Below are 21,707 nucleotides of genomic sequence, written 5' to 3'. Positions count from 1 at the left end.
CGAGACCAGCGGCGATACCGCCGAATACACCCAGAGACACGAAACGCCTCCCCCCAGGCCGCGCGGCGCGCGCAGCCCGGTCCACGAGTCATGGGGATATCGCGAAGTGCCGCCACGCGCCAATCACCCACAGTCATCCTCGGGAATTCCTATCGAGCAGGGCGCGGGGGCAACGATGTCTTCAACCTCGCCGTGCTGCCAGCTAACCTCGGCGGGGCGTACCGATGGATCCGCCGGCGCGGATCCTCCCGAGGAGCACCGCAATGTCACTTCGACCCACGGAGCTGGAGCAGGTGGTGGCCGAGGTGGGCTCGCGCCTCGCGGGGGCGGTGGTGCAGAAGGCGTGGTGCCCGCTGCCGCGGCTGGCCTACCTGGAGCTGCGAGTGCCCGGGCGCTCCTTCTTCCTGTGCCTGTGCGCGGAGGGAGAGCTCAGCCGCCTCTCGGTGGCGTCGGACCGCTTCCCCACGCCGGGCGAGCCCGCGCCCTTCCAGCGCTGGCTGCGCCAGGAGCTGACGGGCTTCAAGCTGAAGGGTGCCACGTGGCGCGAGGCCGAGCGCGTGGTGATGCTCGACTTCCACAAGGAGGAGGAGGGGACCCGGCGCCTGGCGCTGGAGCTGTCCACGCCGGGCGGGATGGCGCTCCTGAGCGAGAGCGGGCGGGTGCTGATGCTCACCGGTGAGGGCTTCGCGCAGCGCCGGAGCCTGCACCCGGGTGCGGAGTGGAGGCCCCCCGAGCCGCTGTCGCCGGAGGCGCTGGAGAAGGCCCGGAGCGCGACGTCCCGCCTGCAGCCCGTGGCCGGAGACTTCGCACCGTACGCGGAGGCCGCCGAGCGGCTGCTGGGAGAGCGGGACCGGAAGAGCCGGGCGGAGTCCATCCGTCGGCGGCTGGCACAGCCATACCGGGCGCGGCTCAAGCGCTCCGGGCGGACGCTGGAGAAGGTTCGGGCGGAGGCGGCGCGCGGGCCGGACGCCGAGGAGCACCGCCGCGTGGGCGAGCTGCTTACCCAGAACCTCCACCGCCTGAAGCGCGGGGCCACCGAGGTGACGCTCACCGCGTACACGGAGACGGGCGTGGAGGAGGTGAAGGTGAAGCTGGACCCCAAGCGCTCACCGAAGGAGGAGGCGGACTGGCACTTCCACCAGTACAAGCGGCTGCTGCGGGGCGTGGAGTCGGCGCGGCGGCGCGAGGCGGAGCTGGCGCGCGAGGTGGCGCACGCGGAGGCGGCGCTGGCGCAGCTCGAGAAGATGGACGAGGCGGCGTTGCTGGCCCAGGTGGAGGTGCTGCAGGTGCCCATGGGCGAGGAGGGCCCCCCGGAGGGCCGTCCTTATAAGGAGTACCTGGGGCACGGCGGGCAGCGCATCTGGGTGGGGCGGGGCTCGGAGGACAACGACGTGCTGACCTTCAAGGTGGCGAAGCCGTACCACCTCTGGCTGCACGCGCGGGGGCAGCCAGGCAGCCACGTGGTGGTGCCGCTGGAGAAGGGCACGGAGGTGCCGCAGGAGGTGTTGCTGGATGCCGCGCACCTGGCGCTGCACCACTCGGGGGCCAAGGGCGAGCCGCGCGGCGAGGTGAGCTACGTGCCGGTGAAGTTCGTCCGCAAGCAGAAGGGTGGGGCTCCCGGCCAGGTGCAGTTCAGCCGGGAGAAGACGTTCATGGTGCGCATGGAGCCGGAGCGGCTCGAGCGCCTGCTGAAGACGCGCCACACGGAGCCTCAGCTCGGATGACGCGAAAGCCGTTCCAGAGCCCGGCCTGCGCGCGCTGCGCGAAGGCGATCGGCAAGACGTGCTGCGAGCCGGGGCCGCACGAGCACCTGGCCATGGTGACGCGAGCGGACATCGCCCGCATCAGCGCGCACACGCGCCTGTCCGCGCGCCGCTTCACCGAGGAGGAGGCCGTCTCCGAGGCGGGCGCGGTGGACTTCGAGGCCCGCTGGCCGCTCTACCGGGATTATTTCCGCCGCGGGCCGGTGCGCATCACGCTGCTGGCGCGGGACGGCGCCTGCGTCTTCCTGGATCGAGCCCGCGGCTGCACGCTTCCCCTGGACGTTCGGCCGATTGCCTGCCGGCTGTACCCTTTCGATAAGTGGGCGGATGGGAGCTGGAGCCTGGCGATCGGGCGGTTCGGAGACCTCCAGGCAGCACGCGAGGAGGGGAGCGCCTGCCTCGCGGTGGAGGAGGCCGGGTCCATGGAGGAGGTGCTGGCGGCGTTCGGAACCACTCACGAGGCGGTGGAGGCGCTGGGTGCGCAGCTCGCCGAGGAAGTGCGAAACCATGGTCGCGGTTGACGGTCTGACGGAGTGGAAGCAACCAGCCCCCAGCGTGCTTGAGTCCGTGAGGTGGGCGGGTACGATGCTGGCCAAGTGATGACCGAGTACGCACGCCAGATGTCGCTCTTCACGCTGTCGGGCAGCCCGGCGGCGTCCCTGCGACCCGCGCCAGCGCCAGCGCTGCCCCAGCCTCAGCCGCCCGTGCGAAACCGGGTGGTGGAGGAGGCCCCACGCATCGCCACCGAGCGGGACGAGCTGTTCTCCCGCGCGGAGTCCCTGGCGTGGCGGCTCTCGGCGGACCTGGGCATCCCCGTGCGGCTGGCGGTGACGGACAACCGCTCGACGATGGTGTCCTTCCGTCGGGGCGGCAACGTGCTGCAGCTGCGGCTGCACCACATGTTCCTGGACGCGCCCGAGCCCGTGCTGCGCGCGGTGGCGGACTACGCGGGCCGGGGCCACCGGGGCGCCGGAGGCGTGCTGGACGACTACATCCGGGGCCAGCAGCCGCGCATCCGCCAGTTCCGCCGCGAGTCGGACGCGGAGCTCAACCCGGTGGGGCGCTGCTTCGATCTGCAGCTGCTCTTCGAGTCGGTGAACCGCACCTACTTCCAGGACGGCATCCAGGCGCGGATCGGCTGGGGGCGCATGCCGCCGCGGCGCCGGCGCAAGTCCATCCGCCTGGGCGTGTACGATCACCAGACGCGGGAGATCCGCATCCACCCGGCGCTGGACAGGCCGGAGGTGCCGGCCTTCTTCGTGGAGTTCATCGTCTTCCACGAGATGCTGCACCAGCTCTTCCCGAGCACGGGTCGGGGCGGCCGGCGGGTGCACCACCCCAGGGCGTTCCGGGACCGGGAGAAGGCCTATCCGCACTACGCGGCGGCGCTGCGCTGGGAGCGGGAGAACCTGGGCGTGCTCCTGCGGGGCTGAGCCCTCCGCCGCCTGGCCGCCCTTTTACCAATTTACCGAGCGAAGGGCCTTCGTTGCGTTCTTGACCCCGCGCGAGGCTCCCCCCATCCTCCCTGCCCCTATGCGACGAGCGAAGATTGTCTGCACCCTCGGCCCCGCGAGCCAGAGCCAGGAGATGCTGGAGGCGCTGCTGGATGCCGGAATGGACGTGGCCCGGCTGAACTTCTCCCACGGCAGCCACGAGCAGCACGCGGAGAACATCGCCAAGCTGCGCGCGGCCTCCCTGAAGGTCCGCAAGGCGGTGGGCATCCTGGGCGACCTGCAGGGCCCGAAGATCCGCACCGGCCGCTTCATCACCGGCAGCACGGAGCTGAAGGAGGGGGCCACCTTCTCCATCACCACCGACGAGAGCGTGAAGGGGACCGACGACATCGTCTCCACCACGTATCCGCATCTGGCTCAGGACGTGAACCCCGGGGACCGCATCCTGCTGGATGACGGCCTGCTGGAGCTCAAGGTCATCGAGACGGACAAGAAGCAGCTGCTGCGCACGCAGGTCATCGTCGGCGGCACGCTGAAGAACAACAAGGGCATCAACCTGCCGGGCGTGGCGGTGCGCGCGGACGCGCTGACGCCGAAGGACCGCGAGGACCTCATCTTCGGCATCAAGGCGGGCGTGGACTTCATCGCCCTGTCCTTCGTGCGCCAGCCCTCGGACATGGACACGGCGCGCCAGGCGATGGCGGAGGTGGGCCGCACGGTGCCCATCATCGCCAAGCTGGAGAAGCCGGAGGCCATCGCGCGGCTGGACGCCATCCTGGACAAGACGGACGGGGTGATGGTGGCGCGCGGAGACCTGGGCGTGGAGATTCCGCCCGAGGAGGTGCCGGCGGTCCAGAAGGACATCGTCCGGCGCGCGAACCAGCGCGGCCTGCCCGTCATCGTGGCCACGCAGATGCTGAACTCGATGATCGAGAACCCGCGCCCCACCCGCGCCGAGGCCAGCGACGTGGCCAACGCGGTGTTCGACGGGGCGGACGCGGTGATGCTCTCGGGCGAGACGGCCAGCGGCAAGTACCCCATCGAGTCGGTGCAGATGATGGAGCGCATCGTCCTGGCGGCCGAGTCGGCGGGGCGGGCGCAGCGCCTGGGGCGCATCATCGAGGCGCCGCTGGGACTGCCGGCGCACTTCCCGGACGTCATCGCCCGGGTGGCCTGCCAGGCGGCGGAGGCGAGCGGCGCGACGCTGATCGCGGCCTTCACGCTGTCGGGCGTGACGGCGCGGCTGCTGGCGCACTACCGGCCGCCGGTGCCCATCATCGCCTTCAGCCCGAACCAGGAGGTCCGCCGTCGGCTGGCGCTGCTGTGGGGCGTGGTGCCGCGGGTGCTGGAGCCCATCCAGGACACCGAGGCGATGGTGCGCCGCGTGGAGGAGGAGCTGCTCACGCGCGGGCTGGCGCGGACGGGCGATCGCATCGTGATCGTCTTCGGCGCGCCGGTGGGACAGCCGGGCAAGATCAACAGCCTGCGCCTGCACACCATCGGGGGCTGAGCCCCCGGCGCGGGAGGAAGTGGTGGGCGGGAAGGGCGTGGGCCCGTGGCTCTAGGCGAGCCGGGCCTGCGCCAGCCCCGAGCCGTCGAGGATACGCCGGAAGTGCACGCCCCGGTTGCCCTGGGCCTCCTCGGCGTTGAGCAGCGAGTCGAGCACGTGGCCGGCCTCCTCGGCGAAGGTGGCCGCCGCCAGCGACGGGAAGCGCTGCAGCGCGCGGTCGAGGAACACGGTGCCGAACTCGGGGTAGTACGCGCCGCGAGCCCCCAGGAGGATCTGCGAGTCCACCCACCTGACGGGAGGCAGCCAGCTGAAGTCGCCCTCGAGGGCCTGCTGGCGGTACCGCTCGGCCTTGCGGACGTCATACCCGGCGCCGAAGCTGTCGCGCATCACGTCGTGGAATCGCTGCTTGTCGGAGGAGAGCGTGACGAACTGCTTCGTAAACAGCGCCTGGACCATGACCCGCACAGTCTGCCGGATCATGGAATTCCGGTTTACGGCAGGACGCCAAAGGCTTGCGACAGAGCGCCAGCCCTTGCCGTGACGCGGGGCGCTACTTCACCGCGCCCAGGGCCTTGCGGGGGATCTCCGCCTCGATGAAGACGGTGAGCAGCTCGCTGTCGAGCTGGCCGGCCTTGGCCTCCTTGCCGAGGATGTCGAGCGCCAGCTGGTGGGGCACGGCCTTCTTGTAGGGCCGGTCGGAGGCGGTGAGCGCGTCGTAGATGTCCGAGATGGCCATCATCTTGGACTGGGCGGGGATGGTCTTGCTGGGGATGGCGCGCGGGTAGCCGGTGCCGTCGAGCTTCTCGTGGTGGGCGTAGGCGATCTCCGGCACGCGGCGCAGGGTGCGCGTCCAGGGAATCTGCGAGAGGAAGCGGTAGGTGTGCTCGACGTGGCTCTCGATCTCCTTGCGCTCCTCGGCGGACAGCGTCCCGCGGGCGATGGAGAGCGAGCGGATTTCATTCTCGAGCAGCAGCGGCTGGGCCTGGTCCTTGGCGTCGTTGAAGGTGAGCTTGCGCAGCTCGATGAGGCGCTCGAAGCCGCCCTGGGCCAGCACGGTGGGGCGGTTGCAGGTGAGGACGAAGTCGAGCACCTCGTCCAGCTGCTTGAGCTCGACCAGCAGCCGCTCATCCTCCTCGGCGTCGATCTCGGCCAGGGCCTTGTCGCCGCGCAGCTTCACGGCGCCGAGCCGGCGGCGGTAGCTCTGTAGCTGCAGATCCTTGCGAGCGATCTGGAAGCGGGAGCGCAGCATGTCCAGCTCGTGGGGGTAGAGCTTCTCGGCCTTGACGAGCACCGGCTCGCGCACGCCCACCTTGCCGAAGTCGTGGAGCAGCGAGGCGTAGCGCAGCTCTTGAATCTCCACGGCGGAGAAGCGGGTGTTGGCGTAGGAGCCGGTGGACAGGTGCTCGAGCGCCTGGGCCAGCTCCACGGTGAGGTTGGCCACGCGGCCGGAGTGGCCGGCGGTGGACGGATCCCTGGCTTCGATGGCCACCACGGAGGCGGAGACGAAGCCCTCGAACAGGCGGTTGATCTCCTCGTGGAGCAGGGCGTTCTCGATGGCGCCGGCGGCCTGGGCGCCCAGGGCGAGCAGCAGCTCCTCGTCCTCGGCGTCGAAGATGCGGCCGCTGCGCTTGTTGAGGGCCTGGATGACGCCGGTGACTTCACCGTTGGCGTCGCGCATGGGCACGCAGAGGATGGTCTGCGTGCGGTAGCCGCTGGAGATGTCGAAGGAGCGGTTGAAGCGGTCGTCCGCGTAGGCGTCCGGGATGTTGATGGTGGCGCCGGTGGAGGCCACCTGGCCGGCGATGCCGCTGCCCACCGGGAGGCGGATCTCGTTCTTGGAGCCCTGGGCGACCTTGCTCCACAGCTCGTTGCGCTCACGGTCCAGGATGAAGAGCGAGCAGCGGTCCGCTTCGACGACCTTGGAGGCCTCGTAGATGATGAGCGGCAGCAGCAGGTCGAGATCGCGCTCGGCGCTCATCGCCTTCGTCACGTCCAGGATGGACGTGAGCTTCTGGAGACGTCGGGTCAGAGCGGTTTCGTCGGACGTGAAAAGCACCTGGGAGCGACTCCGGAGGTGGTGGGAGAGGGCAGGAACGCACCCCGTTGTAGCACGATGGGTGTGGGACCAGCCTGCCTGGCTGCCTCTCTGCTCGGAGGGCGGGAGTCCTATTGGCTTCGAGGCCAGGAATGTCCGGTACCGTTGCAAACCCGGAGCGGCTATGAAGCGGGCTCACCATGAGCCGCCGCGTCCTCATCTCTCCCTCGCTCCTGTCCTGTGATTTCGGTCGTCTGGCGGAGGAAGTCCGCGCCGTGGAGGCCGCGGGAGCGGACTGGATTCACGTGGATGTCATGGATGGCCGGTTCGTCCCGAACATCACCATCGGTCCGGTGGTGGTGGAGGCGATCAAGCGGGTGGCGACCCGGCCGCTGGACGTGCACCTGATGATCGTCGAGCCGGAGAGGTACATCGAGGCGTTCGCGTCGGCGGGGGCGGACATCCTGACGGTGCACGTGGAGGCGAGCCCGCACCTGCACCGGACGCTGCAGCACATCCGGAACGTGGGAGCGAGGCCCGCGGTGGTGCTGAACCCGTCGACGCCGCTGTCGGCGGTGGAGGAGGTGCTGGGGGAGGTGGAGATGGTGCTGGTGATGAGCGTGAACCCGGGGTTCGGGGGGCAGCGCTTCATCGAGGGCGCGGTGGACAAGGTGCGCCGGCTGCGAGCGATGCTGGACGCGCGCGGGCTGAAGGTGGACATCGAGGTGGACGGCGGCATCAACGCCGAGACGTCCAAGCGGGTGGTGGAGGCGGGCGCCAACGTGCTGGTGGCGGGCTCGTATGTGTTTGGCGCGAAGGACTACGCGCAGGCCATCCGCTCGCTGCGCCCGGCGTCTCAGCAGGGGTGAGGCAGCGCTTCAGGCCACGGAGGGAGCGGCGCGGGTGCTGTCGGCGACGAGCCGGGCGATGCGAGGCATGAAGGTGACGTTGAAGGGCTTCACCTCGTAGGCATCCGCGCCGAGCTCGAAGCACTGGTGGCGCATGTGCTGGTCCTCGACGGCGCTGAGGATGACGACCTTGCTGTCGCGCGTCTCGGGGTCCTGCTTGAGCTGGGCGAGGAGATCCCTGCCGTCGCGCCGCTGGTAGATGTCCAGGATGATGACGGCGGGGTGGTGCTTGCGCGCCAGCTCGAGGACATGGTCCGCGGTGGTGTCCGTGAGGCAGGTCAGCCCTGATCGGCGGCCCTCGCGAGCGAGGGCGGACACGAGCAAGGGCTCATCGTCGGAGATCAGAACAACGGGCTCGGGCATGCGGAAGGGCAGAGCAAGGACTGTTCCCAGAGGGAAGGCGAGGAACTCCGAAGGGTTGGAGGAGGAGCAGCCGGGTAGACAGGGACCCGTGGGGTGAGCCAGACCCCTGGCTATCAAGGGCTGAGAAGGGAACGAAAAGGAGATCCAGAGGCGTTGACTCAGCCGGGCGGGTCGGGTACATCCGCCGCCACTTCTGCCGGCCCGAGCGTTGTCTCCGGCGGAAGGGCGTACATATCGGGGAGTGGCTCAGCCTGGTAGAGCACTTGGTTCGGGACCAAGGGGTCGCAGGTTCAAATCCTGTCTCCCCGACCATCAAAAGCCCTGGAGTTTCGCGGACTTCCGCTGAAACTCCAGGGCTTTCGTTTTTCCCCCGGTGCTCGGAATCCTTCTGACGGAGCCAGGGGCTGCGCCCCGGCGGCCGCGAGCAGGCCCGTATCCTTTCTCGCCTCTCGCGTGTCTCTCCTGCATGAGCACGGGATTTCCTGACCCGCTGGGCGATGCCGTCAAGGCGTCCTGGCGCCATTTCCTCGATACCTATGAGCCGCTTCGCCCGGAGCTCTACCGGTACTGCCGGCATCTGACGCGCAGCCCCTGGGATGCCGAGGACATGGTCCAGGAGACGCTCGCCCGGGCGTTCGCGACTCTCGCCATCATGGCGGAACCGCCGCGAAGCCCGCGGGCGTGGCTCTTTCGTGTTGCCTCCAACCTGTGGCTCAACCGGGCTCGGCAAGCGGGAGAGGTGCCGCTCACCGCCGGCCCCGAGGTCCCGGAACCGGCGGCAAGCGCCGAGCCCCGCGCGACGCGTGAGGCCGCTGGAACGCTGCTCACCCAGTTGTCGCCGCAGGAACGCGCAGCGGTCGTGCTCAAGGATGCCTTCGGGCTCTCGCTCGAGGAGATCGCCGAGGCGCTGACCACCACGACCGGAGCCATCAAGGCAGCCCTGCACAGGGGAAGGTCCAGGCTGGTGACGCCCGATCCGGACAGGCTGGCTCCCGTGGCGCCCGCCGTCCTCGACGCCTTCTGCGCGGCCTTCAACGCCCGGGACCTCGACCGTCTCACGGCGCTCCTCCTGGACACGGCGATCCTGGAGTACCCGGGCTTCAAGATCGAATCCGGGAGCAAGGCAGTCAGGGCCGGCTCGCTACAGGGAACGCTCTTCGGCTGTCCCGAGGGTGGATTCGAGCTCGTGGCCCCTCCCCGTTGCGAGCTCCGCGCACACCGGGGCGAATGGCTCCTGCTCTGGTGGTCGGGGGAGGAAGTGCACACCGTCGTCCGGGTGGAGCTGGACGGCGACCGCATTGCGCGGCTGCGCAACTACTACCACGCCCCCGAGGTCGTCACCGAGGTCTGCCGAGAGCTCGACGTCCCGTTCCGCACGCACGGCTATCACCCGGGTTCTGCCGCGTCCTAGAGGAGCCGCCATGAAGAGCCACACAGTCAGGTCCGCCGACGGTACTTCCATTGCGTTCGAGACCACGGGCAAGGGCCCACCGCTCATCCTGGTCGGTGGAGCGTTTTGCGACCGCTCGGCCCCCGCGTCGGGGACACCCCTGGCCGCCCTGCTGGCACATCGATTCACCGTGTTCAGCTACGACCGGCGCGGCCGTGGGAGCAGCGACAACACTCCGCCCGACGCGCCCGGTCGTGAAATCGAGGACCTCGCGGCGCTGCTCACCGCGGCCGGCGGGTCGGCCTCGGTCTTTGGCAACTCGTCCGGCGCCCTGCTCGCCCTGGATGCCGCCGTCCACGGACTCCCGATACCGAAGCTCGTCCTCTATGAGCCTCCGGTGATTCTTGAGGCGGGCCGGGCTAGCTCCTTCGAGCGCCTGGCGAAGCAGCTCGACGATGCCGCCGCGGGGAATCGCCGCTCGGAGGCAGTCGAGCTGTACTTCACGAAGGTGATGCAGGTACCCGCGCCCGCCGTCGAACAGATGCGCAGGTCACCGATGTGGGCGGGCCTCGAACGGCTCGCCCACACACTCAGCTACGACCTGCTCATCACGGCCCGAGGACCCTCGCGTCTCGCCGAGGTGCCGGCCGTCCGAGCGGCGGCACTCGTCATGGAGGGAGGCGCGAGCCCGGGCTGGATGCGCGAGGCGATTCAGACCCTGACACGTGCCATCCCGAACGCGCGCCACCGTACGCTGGAGGGACAGACGCACGCCGTGGACCCCAGGACGCTCGCTCGGGCGATAGAGGAGTCCCTCGAGAGTCTCCCGTGAGGGCGGTGCAGGGCCCTCCGGGAGTCGCCGCGCTCAGTAGTTCACCTGGAGCTGCACGCGCGTCACGTCTCCCCGCTCCTTCTCGTACGGGTAGCGCGAGGAGGTGCGGTCGGAGATCATGTAAGCGACCGTCAGCTCCAAGGGCTTGATGATCTGCCACTCCACGCCCAGCTCCAGCTCGCGGATGTCGTAGCGGGGGGCGTTCGTATCGAACTTCTTGCCGCCCTTGTAGAGCTGCCCTCGCACATAGGGCAGCAGCGACTGGCCGACCACGCCGTCCAGCTTGTACATGAGCTGCACGTAGCCACCGTTCAGCCGGCGGCTGTCGATGACGAAGCTCTCTTCGTCCTGCCCCAGCGCGGGCCCCTTGCCGATGTTGTACTCGGCGACCAGGCCGATGGGCTGCGGGTAGATGACCAGGGCCGCCGCGGCGCGGGCGTCCACAAGGTCGTTCTTGCCGCCCGCCAGCTCATAGGGCGCGCCATCGCGCGGGGTGACGGTGACGTTGTACTTGCCGTAGTACCCGGCGGCGTTGACCTCGACGAACTGCTTGCCGAAGAGGAAGGGCCAGGCCACGCGACCGACGACGTGCACGTTGTTGTTGCGCTCGGGGCGGTTGGCGTTCTGGCCATTGTAGATGCCGAGCCCCACCGCGCCGTAGTCGCCCGAGCCCTTCAGCCCGCTGTCGACCAGGAGCTTGAACCGCTCGCGAATCTCCTTCGGAGCCCAGTAGCCGAACAGGCCCAGATCGCGCTCGTCCCTGAGCGCGCTGTTGAGGGCGTCGTTTCGGTCCAGTGGGGCGCGGTTCTGGCTCGACTGGAGGTTCTCGAAGCCGAACGGCACCTTGGACTGGCCCACTCGCAGCCGGAACTCCTTCTTCTTGTCCAGGAAGACGTCCGCGTACAGGTCGCGGAGGATGGCCACGTGGTACTGGTCGCCGATGACCGACGCGAAGTCCGGCTGGATGTAGATGGAGACGTGGTCGGTGATGTCCCCGAAGATGATGATGCGCGCGCGTCGGATGCCGAAGTTGTTGTTGGCGCCGATGTAGCGGTCGCCCTGGTCGTTCACCAGCTCGTCGTTCTTACGGAAGCTCGGCAGCCGGTTGTGGCGGAACTGGGTGTAGCCGCGGAGCTTGATGCGGTCGTACCAGGACGTCTCCTTCTCCTTCTTGGCCTCGGCGGGCGGCGCGGCCTCGGCGGAAGGCGTGGCGGGAGCGGGCACGGCCTCGGCAGGCTGCGGAGACTCGGCAGGCTGCGGAGACTGGGGAGGCTGGGTGGCCTCGGGCTGCGTGGGCTCGGAAGTGGAGGCGGGAGGAGCGGCCTCCTGCTGGGCGTGGACGGCGGGAGCCAGCAGGAGCGAAGCGGACAGCAGGGCGCGGAAGAGAGGTCGGTACGCAGGAATGAGAGTCATAACGCGTCGGCATCACAGCGGAGCGGGGGCGCTCCGACCTGGATGTGGCGCCCCCGTTACAGGAGCGGAAATGGGTCCGCAACGGACCGCCCCCGGTGTTTGCCAGAGCGTCACAAGACGCCATCCCTTTGTGACACGCGGGTGACACGCAGATGGCAACCCCGCGTCGCGCGGTGGACGGACGCTTCCGAAACGTCTTCTCCATGGGCTGCTGATCTCGATCTGTCCGGGGACGGGAGCATGGGCGATGGACGCATGTCCCGGTGGCGTTCCTGGAGCCATGTCGGTCGTGGTTGATTGTGGGCATGAACTCAACGCCTCTGTGGGTTGCACTAGCATTGCTGGCGAGCTGTGCCCCATCTTCCCGAGTCAGGGCGGCCTCTGACGCGGCTCCGGCCGCCGCGCCCTCACGCTATCGGCTGGCGAGCGTCGATGTCTTCGGCTCCCATCGCTACTCGCGCGAGGAACTGCTCGCCGCCTTCGGTGTTCCCGAGGGCCGGGATGTGGACCTGTCGAGTGGCGAGCTTCATCGGGAGGCGAGGCTTGGCAAGGAGCGCCTCCTGTCGCGCTTTGCATTCGCGGACGTTCGCTGCGGCATTACCAACTACGAGGACACCCGCACCGTGGAGGTGACGGTGAACCTGGTGGATGTCGGGGATGAGTGGCGCCTCGATTTTGCTCCCGCCCCGGACGGTGCTCCGGAGGACCCTGAGGGGCTGGTTGCCGCCTGGGCCGCCTACGAGGCGCAGGCCGGAGCGCTGTACCGTGCAGGGCAACTGCCCATGGGAGAAGGCCCCTGCAGGGCCTTCCACTGTGGAGCGGGCTTCGGCCATCCCACGCTCGCTCCCCTGGAAGCGCGCTTCATCACCGGCGTGCCCGCCCACTTCGAGGCGCTGGTGCGTGTGCTGCGCACCGATAAGGACGAGGGCCGCCGCTCGTGGGTGCCATTCCTGCTGGCCTATGGACGGACGCGCGAGGAGGTAGCGGAGGCGCTCATTCCTTCCATGCGGGACCCGAGCGTCGCGGTGCGCAACAACGCGATGCGGGTTCTCTGGCAGACGCAGCGCGGAGCCTCCAAGGCCATCGTGCCGCTCGCGCCGGTGTTGCGTGCGTTGCGTGGCCCTGCTTCGGCGGATCGCAACAAGGCCTCGGTTCTGCTCGGCGCCGTGGTGGAGAAGGACCCGAGCCTGCGGCGCGCCGCTCTGCTGGACGCTGGACCTGTGCTGCTGGAGATGGTGGCCATGCGGCAGCGGACGGACCGGGAAGGGGCCCTGCTCGCGCTGCGGGCCCTGGCGGGGCGTGATCTGGGAGAAGACCCGGCCGCGTGGAGGACCTGGGTGGAAGGAGAGGTGGTCCGGAAGTAAGCCGGCTTGGAGTTCAGCGGGGCCTCCCTTCACTCCCAGAAGTTCTTGGCCTGGTAGTCTGGCGGGAGTGGCGTTTGTAACGGGTGAGGCTGGATGACCGGTTCTTCACTCCTTCCCTCGTGAACTTCTCCGGGTCGATCCTCCGCTGCCCTTCCGCGTCGGCAGGCCCGAGAACTGTCTCGGTGACTGGCACCAGGACGTATGCGTATTGGGTCGTCACCTTTTGAAGCCTCAGGAGGACGGAGAAGTTTTTAGGCTCTTCCATTCACGGCCTTCCTCTCGTGTGAAAGCTGGACAGCTTCGACCATTGCCAACTGCTGTCTGAACCAGGAACTGACGAACTCCCACGCACAAGGGAGGAGGCTGCCGGACCGCCCAGGTTCAGTCATCCCGGCGTGTCGCAGCCTTCCAGGCGGCGAGACGCACAGCCTGCGGATCCTCCTGTGCTTCGAGCCGTTGGTAGAAGTACCTCCACAGCGGCAACGTGCCGACGGCGGCCACCAGCTGGCAGAGCACCATCTCGATGAAAGGCACCGATGGCTGCCAGCGGATGACCAGCCACACGACTCCGACCGTCGCGAGCGACGTTACGATCGAGGGAATGCTGTAGAGAAAACTGTTCTTCCACCCCGCCCCGAAGAGGAAGCCTCCGATGATGCCGCTCGGCACAGCCAGGAGCGCGGCCCATGCCCAGGGCAGATCACCTTTATAGGCGACGAGGCTCATCAACCCAGGGATGAGGCTCGAGAAGATGAAGGTGCTCTTGATCCGCGGAGCTTCCCAGTCGAACTGCATGCCCCCACCATACCCCTGAACGCGTTGGGAAGCAGGGAGAGCAGCACTCCTGGGTGGCCCGCGTCCGGTCTGGCCTCCCCGGGTCGAGCCGCTTGCCATCCACCTCCGCCCTCAGAAGCTCCGTGGCCATGTCGTCCCGCGGCTGGCGCTGACCTGCCGCCAGCACCTCTCGCAGGTAGCCCTCCATGTCCTGGAAGCTCTTCCGGATACGGACGGCCGACCCCGGCGTGTGGGTGGCCGTCATGGCCGCCATCATGTCATCCGACCACTGCTTGAAGCGGGCGTGCAGGGAGCGGTCCAGCCCCAGCAGGTCTCCGATGACGTCGCGGAGCCGCCCACCTACTCCCGGGCGCTCGCAAACCCTTTGCCACTCAACAATCGGCTCACTAGTGTTTTCGGATATGCATGCGCCACTGCAACGGAAGAGTGCGGCCATATTGACCGTGCTCCTCGTGATGTCCGGACTCATGGGGGCCGAGGCTTACGCCCAGCAATGCGGTCCCGAGCAGCCTCAGCCCGAGGTTCTTCACGACCAGATGAGCGACACGCGCGTCTTGCGGCGCATCGTGCTCGGGCTCACCGGGACCACGCCGACCGTCGAGCAGTACGAAGCGATGGCGACCGCGGCCACGTCCGAGGCGCGAGAATCGCTCCTGCGTTCGACGCTCGAGGAGGTGCTCGCCTCGCCGAAGTTCTACGAGCGGATGGTGCGCTTCGGACACGAGTGGCTCGCGGTGGGCGCGTACACCACCGGCGCGGCTGGTGACGCGTACCAGGGCGACATGTCCGGCCACCTCTTCACGTGCCCCAGCAACAGCCTGCACCCGGGCGCGTACTACCATACGAACGAGTTCCGGGAGAGGGACTCGGGCCAGCAGTGCAACGACAAGGATGGAGCCGGCAATCCCGCCGTGCCCGAGGTGAACACCGTCGAGCCCTGGTGGGCGCCGGGTACGACGGTCCAGGTGCTCGGCAAGGCCGGCACCTCCACGACCCACATCACCGACTCCAATGGGCAGCAGGTCGACTGCGGCATCGCGAACGGCGGCTACTACGACCCCTCTCTGCCCAGCGGCTGCGGCTGCGGACAGAACCTGGTGTGGTGCTCGCCGCTCGTCGGCCTGCACACCCTGGGCACCCATGACCTGCGCCTTCAACGGCGCCATCCGTACGAGGAGCCCGCGCGCCTGTTCGCGCACCTGGCGTGGCATGACCGGCCGCTCTCGGACCTCGTCATCGGCAACTACTCGGTCGGAACCAACTGGCTGCGTGCGCTCTACGTGCGCTTCGGCCGGCACATGGGCAGCGCCGCGCTGGACGCGAACACGACGTGGTGGCGCCCGGACGTGGGCGACGCCCCCCGCGACCCGATGCACCCGACGCCGAACGATCCGCAGGCGTGGCGCGAGTTCGTGGTCGAGGAGCTGGAGCCCTTCCACCTCTCGCTCACCGAGAACCGGACGCGCTCCGGCAGTCTCGAGCGCACCTACCGCTACGATCCCCGCACCACGACCGAGGCGCCCAAGGGCATTCCCACCGCCGGGGTGCTGACCATGATGGGCGCGATGTCCTCGTTCCCGCGCGAGCGCGTCCGCGCGGCGCGCTTCCTGGAGATGTTCGCCTGCCAGAGCTTCTCGCCGCCTCCCGCGGACGTGCACTTCCCTCCGCTCGAGACCGATCCCGCGACCGGCGGAACGTGCCTGCACTGCCACAAGACGCTCGATCCCGCGGCCATCTCCTTCAAGCGCTGGGACTTCAGCCCGTTCCAGAGCTACTACGTCCCCTGGCCCTTCATCCCAGGCGTGGGCCGTCACCGCGTCACGAAGGAGTGGCTGTCCGGGCAGTATCCGCACACCGGCAGCACACCGGGGTTCCGCTGGAAGAACGCGTTCCTTCCCAACACCATGCTGACTCCGGTCACCCCCGAGCAGCTCAAGGCCAACCCGGAGGCGGTGCTGCTCGACACGATGCCCGAGTCGTACACGCTGCTCGGTGAGCATGGCGACGGCACGATGGGCCCGCTCGGGTTCGGAAAGCTCCTGGTCCGCTCGGGAGAGTTCGACCGCTGCACCGCGCGCAGGCTCTACGCGATGTTCATCGGCCGGCAGCTGAACCCGGCTACCGAGAAGGGCTTCATCGACAAGCTCGCCCGGGAGTTCGTCGCGCGCGACCGCAAGCTCCGGCCCTTCATCCGATACCTCTTCGAACAGCCCGAGCTGCGGAGGGGCCTGTGATGAGCACGCTGCGTTCGATGCTGGGGGCCGCGGCGCTGGCCTCCCTGGCGCTCTCCACGGGGGCCTGCTTCGGCTCGGCCGACTCCACGGACTCGAGGACGCCCCAGGAGGAGCAGCCAGGGGGCGACAGCTGCGAGGCCAAGGGCAAGAACGACGAGATCCGGCTCGCGCTCGCGCCCGCGTGCGAGGGCTGCCACCTCACCGGCAACAAGCCGTTCTTCGCCTCGCTCACCGCGTTCGAGACCGGGCTCGTGTACAACGAGAAGTACGTCAAGCGTGGGGAGCCCGAGAACAGCATGCTGATCCAGCTGCTGAAGGGCGTCGCACCCGGAAGCTATCCCCAGATGCCGCCCGGTCAGCCCTACAGCGAGCTCGTCACCAACGGCCGCGTCACGCTGACGGTCGAGAAGGTGGAGGCCTGGATCCGCGATCTGCCCGCCCCGCCCGCGGAGCTGGAGACTCCGGCTCCGGAAGAGTTCCACGTCCGCCGGCTGTCCGCCGAGGAGATGGTCGTGAGCCTGATGGCCCAGCTCGGGCTCTCGCTCGAGGACTTCGTCAGCACCAGCGCCCCAGACTGGCGTGACAGTGCGTACACCGTGAACGGCGGCAGGTTCTTCGTGTGGCCCGGGGACTGGTCGCCCGGCATCTCGGGCGCGTACATCTCCGACTCACGCGCCACCGAGCGGTTCGAGTCGCTCGGAGGAGGCAACTCGCTGGTGTACCGCAAGCGGGACGTGAGCTTCGGTCCCTCCGCCGCGCAGGCGCTGGTCCAGATGTCGCAAGCCTGGTGCGCCCGAGCGGTGGACAAGAGCGGCAACAAGGCCGTGCTGCGCCACGTGACGCTGGCCGACACCTCGACCAAGAACCCGGACGCGGTGCAGAGGAACCTGCGCGCGCTCTACCTGCGCATGCTCGGACAGCCTCCCTCGGAAGCGGAGGCGCAGGCGCTGTACACCCAGGTCTATCTCCCGCTCGAGGCGCAGAGCACGCGCCTTGCCTGGATTGGCACCTGCGCGGCGCTCGTCCGTCACCCGCTGTGGATCACCTACTGAGCCGAGGACACCATGACGAACACCTCTCGTCGCACGCTGCTCAAGTGGGCCCTCGGAGCCGGACAGTTCGCGCTCCTCGAACGCGCCGGGCTGCTCGGCTCGAGCGTCGCGCACGCCGCCGCGGACACCGACGCTCCCTCCCGGCTCGCGGTGCTCTACATCCCGGGGGGCTACCGGCCCGCGTACTACTTCACCCCACTGGATGACGCGGACATTCCGCTCTGTATCCCCGCGCCCGGCGGCTACAGCGGCGAGCCCGCCTTCTTCACGGCGAGCCAGGTGGTGAACCTCGCGGCGCCGAACGGTCCGTACAAGCCGCTGCGAACCTGGCAGTCGTGGAACCCGGCGGACCCCGCGGCGCGCGGCAGCTACAGCCCGCTCATGTACGGCTTCTCGCACTTCGCGCTGCATGAGCAGCTGAGTGTGCTGCACGGCATCGACCAGGGTACCAACGATCACGCGAGCGCGTTCATCTCCTCGATGTGCGGTGTCGCCGGCGCGGACTACCGGGCGCCCGCGGTGCACTCGGTCATCGCGAATCACCTGTACGAGAAGTACCGCGAGAGCCGGCCGCTGCCGTTCGTGGTCGTCACCGGTGAGCGCGGGATGCCGGTCGGGATGGGGTTGCCCTCGCACGCCTCGCCCGTGAGCGTTCCGTCCATCGAAGCGCTCAGGCCGCTGCTCTCCGCGAAACCCGAGGACAATGCCTGGTGGAGGGGGCTCGATGCGCGCACCGAAGGTCCCGAGCTGAACGCGCGCGGCCAACCCACCGGGAGCACCCTCAAGACGACCACCGTGGAGCGCTTCTCGCTCTCGCGCGCCCAGCAGCTGATGGACCGCTCGACGGCGAAGGTGGACAGCTACCTGGAAGGGCTACATGGCTCGCTGTCGTCGGTTTCGCGGGTGCTGGCGACGGATGTCGTGTCCATGCTGGAGGGCACCAAGGGTATCGACACGCTGAAGACGAACCGTCCCGCATACCTGTCGAGCTACCTGAGCGAGTCGTTCACGTACACCTTCGGGCTCGCGAACTTCCACCTCACCGGGCTCGACCCGCGGATGGATCTCGCGCTGCGCCTGCTCAAGTCGGACCTCTGCACCTCGGTGCACGTCTCTCTGAAGCTCGACTTCGACACCCACAACGGCATGGGCCATGGCTATAGCTGCGCGCATGGCCGAGGGCTGATGGACTGCGTCGCGCGCTTCCTGGGCGAGCTCAAGGCCGCGCCTGCTCCTGGCAAGCCGGGCAAGACGCTGCTCGATGACACGCTGGTCCTGGTGATGAGCGAGTTCGGCCGCAGCTGGGCCTCGCGCAACAGCGACGGCACCTACTCCCTGCCGGATGACCACCACCCCTACACCTCGGTCTGTTTCGCGGGAGGGAACGTGGCGGGGAATCGACAGGTGGGCTCGTACACCCCGCGTGGGCTCGGCGTCCCGGTGGACATCATCGAGGAGACCGGTCAGCCGTCGAAGCGCGTGCCCAGGTCCGCGGACGTGGTGACGACCGCGCTGCGCATCATGGGCATGGACTCGCACCAGTTCTTCATCCCCGGTGGCTACGGAGAGGTCGTGGGGCTCCGGAAGGCGTAGACAGGTCCGAAGAAGTTCTCGTTCGAACTGGTCTGCTTGTCATACCAGTTCGCGACCGGTCCGCTCGCCGGGCACCTCCATGGCTGGGCCGCGCCTCTAGTCGGGGCAGGGCGGCAGCGTGTCCAGCGGCTGCGTGACGACTTCACCCGCTCGCTCCACCAGCGCTCCGAAGGCGGGGAGCCCTTCCTGCCTGGCGGCCCGCTCGGCCCGCAGGGCGCGCTTCCAGAGGTGCTCCTCCGTCACCACCCGGAGGATCTCTGCGGAAGCGTGGTAGTCGGCGGCGGTACCTCCGGCCGTCGTCATGCCCAGGTTCTTGATGCGCAGGGAGTCGTTCCCCGCGCGCTCGATAAAGGCGACGCCGCACTGGGGAAGGCCACCGTAGACGACGTAGTCGGGAACCAGCTCCGTCCGCTGGAATGCGAAGAAGCTGCCGGCGCGGCCCCCCGCGGTGTCGAGCTCGTCCGCGATGATCGCGATCTTGAGCTCATTCGCGAGGGCTCGCAGGTTGCGCAAGAACTCGGGGCGATGGAAGCGCAGCTCCCGTTCGGTTCGAACCGGCTCGAGGTAGATCGCTCCGAGGGGATGTTCCGGATCGCTGGCGAGCTGGCGAATCCGTTCCAGCGCCGCACGCTCGGCTTCCTCCACGCGGGACATGGCCTGGAGGCTGCTGGCGTCACCCGGACGGAACGTCGGATCAGGAAGGGCGTAGGTGCTCAGGGGCTCTGCTCCGGCGCTCCGTGCGAGAGCCTCCGAGCGCAGCGCGGCACCGGGGCCTCGCCCGGCGCCCCTGCCGCCCCAGAAGAAAGCGGGCTTGGGCTCTCGTCCGCCGAGGGCGTCGATCTCGCTCACGCCCAGTCGGCGGAGGCCCAGCTCGCGCGCAAGCTCGAACATCAGCCGGATTGCCTCCGACGGATCGTTGGCGGGCTCGACGGGCCGGAGGTTCGGAACGGCGGCCTTGAGCACCGTCTCGAAGCGCGCCCGCGCTCCCGATGGCGAGTCCCCCCGGAAGAGGGAGTAGTTCTGCCCCGCATCCAGCAACGCTCCGAGCGCGAACGTTCCCCGCCGAAAGGCGGGATGGCAGGGATGGATCAGCGGTACCTTGGCGCCTGAGCGGGCCCACGTCGTCGAAGGGCGAGCCACTCCCACCGCGACTGCCGCCGCGAGCGCCTCCAGCGCTTTCCGCACCGGCTCCATCCCGACCGCCTGCACCGTGCGATAGGTCAGCACCTCCGTCGAGCGCGTGGGCGAGAGGTTCTCTCCCGTCTGGAGAAGCTGTTCGACCACGGACCCAAGCTGCGGAGCCAGTGCGTCACGAGGCAGGCCACCCTTCACGGCCAGCGTGGCCAGTGCGACCTGCACGGCGTCATGTTCCTCGCCACGGACCGGTTCCAGGTTGGCCAACTCCTCGCGAAGGTCCGGCGGTTCGCCCAGAACGTTCATGAGGAGCTCCAGCGGAGGAACTCCCGCCCCGACATGCTGCCACCTGCTGGCGACCCAGAACATTCGGCCCAGGGCCCCGGTGGTGATGTCGAGTGCGACCTGCATGCGCTCGCGGACCATGGGCGCGGTCTCGCCAAACGGAATGGGCGAGATGGGCTCGTTGAGCGCGAGATAGGTGATCTCCGGAGGGCGGCGCCAGTTCAGCATCGCCCCGGCAACGCCCACCTCGCGCGGCTTCCCGTGCCACTCCTGGATCGTCGCGAGGAGCGTCGAGACGATCCGGCCCACCTCCGTGGCACGCTCGATGAGTCGGTCGTCCTCCAGCGCCTGGAGGACTCTCTCTCCCTTCAGGTAGTCGATGGGGTGCGCCACTCCGAAGTCGTCGCCCAGACTCTCGACTCGCTGGGACTCCTTCTGGCCCTGGCGCGTGACCACCGCGATACCGTTGACCTGAAGGCCCTTGGCGAACGTGACGTAGTCCGGGATGAAATCGAAGTGCTCGTACGAGAAGAAGCGCCCCGTGCGGCCTCCGCACGTCAGGACCTCGTCCGCGATGAGGGGAAGCTCCAGCTCATCGGCCAGCGCTCGAAGGCGACGGAGAAAGTCGGCGCGGAAGGTGAGCACACCGCCTGGCCCCTGCACGACCTCGATCACGATGGCGCCGAGCGGCGTCTCCGTGCTCGCGGCCAGCTCCCGGATCCGCCGCAGTGCCTGCTCCTCGAGCGCCTCCACCTCCTGCACCCGGCTCTCCGTGGGAGCGTTGCCGTCCAGATTGGGCGCCCATAGTCGGTATGGAGAGGCCCCTCCGCGTCTCAGGTCGGGCCATCCATTCAGGTTCATCTCGCGCGAAGGGCCACGACCTCCTCCATATGAGCGGGAGAAGAAGGCCACGCCAGGGCTCCGCTGCCCGGATGCACCCGTGTTCGGCATCCGGGACCGGGCCAGGCGTCGCTCGCCGCAGATTCGGGCGATCTCATAGACCGCGTTGACCGCGTCGCTTCCGCTGCCAGTATAGGTGAGGATCCGGAGGTTCGGAGCGGACTTCGCGAGCTTCGCCTCGAAGCGCGCACGCATCCGGTCTGGCGCTTCCCCGGCGCCGACCTGCTTGGGCGCTGTCCCAGAGAGCGCGAGCTGCTCGATGAGAAAGCCTCCCTCGGAGAAGTACCGGTGGAATCGGCACAAGAGGGCGAGGCCCCAGTCGCGATGCAGATCGTACTCGTCGCGGCTGAGGTCCTTGCGCTCCTTCTCCCCATCCTTCAGGAGCTCACCCACCAGCGCGCTGTCGGTGGCCAGACCGATGTCCCGGACCGCGCTCGCCAGGCCGGCCAGTGCCGCTGAGACGGCAGGTGCACCGAGGGCTTCGGCCACCCGGTCGTACGCGGAGCCCGCGTCTCGCGCTCCCAGCGGACGCACGAGCGGGCGCACCGCTCGCACCGCCTCTCTCGACGATGGGGCGAGCGACTCGAGAGAGAGCCCCGCCTCCACCGCCAGGAGTGCCTGTGCGATCGCCTCGGCGGAAGCTCCATGGGTCGGGACTCGCGCAGGTTCGTTTGCGCCCGGG

17 protein-coding genes and 1 tRNA gene are annotated in these 21,707 nt (G+C 68.7%); 12 read left to right on the top strand and 6 right to left on the bottom strand.

The window, feature by feature from the left end:
* The first annotated feature begins 263 nt into the window (after nucleotides 1–263).
* The 4 genes from KY572_RS39195 to pyk all read left to right on the top strand — a co-directional run bounded on the left by KY572_RS39195 (nucleotide 264) and on the right by pyk (nucleotide 4,727).
* Nucleotides 264–1,724 (top strand): NFACT RNA binding domain-containing protein, encoded by a 1,461-nt coding sequence (locus KY572_RS39195; protein WP_224248845.1) that lies wholly within the window; start codon nucleotides 264–266, stop codon nucleotides 1,722–1,724.
* Entirely contained in the window at nucleotides 1,721–2,284 is a 564-nt protein-coding gene (locus KY572_RS39190) for a YkgJ family cysteine cluster protein (RefSeq protein WP_224248844.1), read from the top strand. Before KY572_RS39195 ends, KY572_RS39190 begins: the two co-directional genes overlap by 4 nt.
* A gap of 78 nt (nucleotides 2,285–2,362) precedes the next feature.
* Nucleotides 2,363–3,196: a hypothetical protein gene (locus KY572_RS39185; RefSeq protein WP_224248843.1), complete on the top strand. Its 834-nt coding sequence runs from the start codon at nucleotides 2,363–2,365 to the stop codon at nucleotides 3,194–3,196.
* Between the two features lie 100 nt (nucleotides 3,197–3,296).
* On the top strand, nucleotides 3,297–4,727 hold the full coding sequence (gene pyk, locus KY572_RS39180) for a pyruvate kinase (protein WP_224248842.1): 1,431 nt from the start codon (nucleotides 3,297–3,299) through the stop codon (nucleotides 4,725–4,727).
* Between the two features lie 51 nt (nucleotides 4,728–4,778).
* On the opposite strand, the gene KY572_RS39175 is transcribed toward pyk, so the two are convergent.
* Entirely contained in the window at nucleotides 4,779–5,207 is a 429-nt protein-coding gene (locus KY572_RS39175; protein WP_224248841.1) for a hypothetical protein, read from the bottom strand.
* Between the two features lie 70 nt (nucleotides 5,208–5,277).
* The gene (locus KY572_RS39170) at nucleotides 5,278–6,783 is read right to left on the bottom strand and encodes a GAF and HD-GYP domain-containing protein (protein WP_224248840.1); all 1,506 of its coding nucleotides are present in this window, start codon (nucleotides 6,781–6,783) and stop codon (nucleotides 5,278–5,280) included.
* A gap of 179 nt (nucleotides 6,784–6,962) precedes the next feature.
* Between KY572_RS39170 and rpe the strand changes: the two genes are divergently transcribed.
* Nucleotides 6,963–7,631: a ribulose-phosphate 3-epimerase gene (rpe, locus tag KY572_RS39165; protein WP_224248839.1), complete on the top strand. Its 669-nt coding sequence runs from the start codon at nucleotides 6,963–6,965 to the stop codon at nucleotides 7,629–7,631.
* A gap of 9 nt (nucleotides 7,632–7,640) precedes the next feature.
* Here rpe and KY572_RS39160 read toward each other — a convergent pair whose 3' ends face one another.
* Nucleotides 7,641–8,033, bottom strand: a complete 393-nt coding sequence (locus KY572_RS39160; protein ID WP_224248838.1) for a response regulator — start codon at nucleotides 8,031–8,033, stop codon at nucleotides 7,641–7,643.
* Nucleotides 8,034–8,268: 235 nt separating this feature from the next.
* Between KY572_RS39160 and KY572_RS39155 the strand changes: the two genes are divergently transcribed.
* From KY572_RS39155 to KY572_RS39145, 3 genes are all read left to right on the top strand, one after another.
* A tRNA-Pro gene (locus KY572_RS39155) sits at nucleotides 8,269–8,345 on the top strand.
* 154 nt (nucleotides 8,346–8,499) lie between these two features.
* The gene (locus tag KY572_RS39150; RefSeq protein ID WP_224248837.1) at nucleotides 8,500–9,444 is read left to right on the top strand and encodes a sigma-70 family RNA polymerase sigma factor; all 945 of its coding nucleotides are present in this window, start codon (nucleotides 8,500–8,502) and stop codon (nucleotides 9,442–9,444) included.
* A 10-nt stretch (nucleotides 9,445–9,454) separates the two neighbouring features.
* Nucleotides 9,455–10,255 (top strand): alpha/beta fold hydrolase, encoded by an 801-nt coding sequence (locus KY572_RS39145; RefSeq protein ID WP_224248836.1) that lies wholly within the window; start codon nucleotides 9,455–9,457, stop codon nucleotides 10,253–10,255.
* Nucleotides 10,256–10,288: 33 nt separating this feature from the next.
* On the opposite strand, the gene KY572_RS39140 is transcribed toward KY572_RS39145, so the two are convergent.
* Entirely contained in the window at nucleotides 10,289–11,668 is a 1,380-nt protein-coding gene (locus KY572_RS39140; protein WP_224248835.1) for a porin, read from the bottom strand.
* A 305-nt stretch (nucleotides 11,669–11,973) separates the two neighbouring features.
* On the opposite strand from KY572_RS39140, the gene KY572_RS39135 reads away from it, so the two are divergent.
* Complete coding sequence (locus KY572_RS39135; protein ID WP_224248834.1) at nucleotides 11,974–13,032, top strand: hypothetical protein; 1,059 nt, start codon at nucleotides 11,974–11,976, stop codon at nucleotides 13,030–13,032.
* Between the two features lie 381 nt (nucleotides 13,033–13,413).
* Here KY572_RS39135 and KY572_RS39130 read toward each other — a convergent pair whose 3' ends face one another.
* Nucleotides 13,414–13,827, bottom strand: a complete 414-nt coding sequence (locus tag KY572_RS39130) for a hypothetical protein (RefSeq protein WP_224248833.1) — start codon at nucleotides 13,825–13,827, stop codon at nucleotides 13,414–13,416.
* A gap of 536 nt (nucleotides 13,828–14,363) precedes the next feature.
* Between KY572_RS39130 and KY572_RS39125 the strand changes: the two genes are divergently transcribed.
* Genes KY572_RS39125 through KY572_RS39115 form a run of 3 tightly spaced genes read left to right on the top strand, consistent with a single transcriptional unit; the run spans nucleotide 14,364 to nucleotide 18,706 of the window.
* Nucleotides 14,364–16,061, top strand: a complete 1,698-nt coding sequence (locus KY572_RS39125; RefSeq protein ID WP_224248832.1) for a hypothetical protein — start codon at nucleotides 14,364–14,366, stop codon at nucleotides 16,059–16,061.
* A complete protein-coding gene (locus KY572_RS39120; RefSeq protein WP_224248831.1) occupies nucleotides 16,061–17,113 on the top strand; it encodes a hypothetical protein in 1,053 nt (350 codons plus the stop codon). The genes KY572_RS39125 and KY572_RS39120 overlap by 1 nt, the downstream gene beginning before the upstream one ends.
* A gap of 12 nt (nucleotides 17,114–17,125) precedes the next feature.
* Nucleotides 17,126–18,706: a DUF1501 domain-containing protein gene (locus KY572_RS39115; RefSeq protein ID WP_224248830.1), complete on the top strand. Its 1,581-nt coding sequence runs from the start codon at nucleotides 17,126–17,128 to the stop codon at nucleotides 18,704–18,706.
* A 96-nt stretch (nucleotides 18,707–18,802) separates the two neighbouring features.
* Here KY572_RS39115 and KY572_RS39110 read toward each other — a convergent pair whose 3' ends face one another.
* Nucleotides 18,803–21,580: an aminotransferase class III-fold pyridoxal phosphate-dependent enzyme gene (locus KY572_RS39110; RefSeq protein WP_224248829.1), complete on the bottom strand. Its 2,778-nt coding sequence runs from the start codon at nucleotides 21,578–21,580 to the stop codon at nucleotides 18,803–18,805.
* Between the last annotated feature and the right edge of the window lie 127 nt (nucleotides 21,581–21,707).

Source organism: Hyalangium gracile (assembly GCF_020103725.1).
GTDB classification, from domain to species: domain Bacteria; phylum Myxococcota; class Myxococcia; order Myxococcales; family Myxococcaceae; genus Hyalangium; species Hyalangium gracile.
Note: the sequence above shows the minus strand (reverse complement) of the source record. Positions and strands in the feature narration are given on the sequence as shown.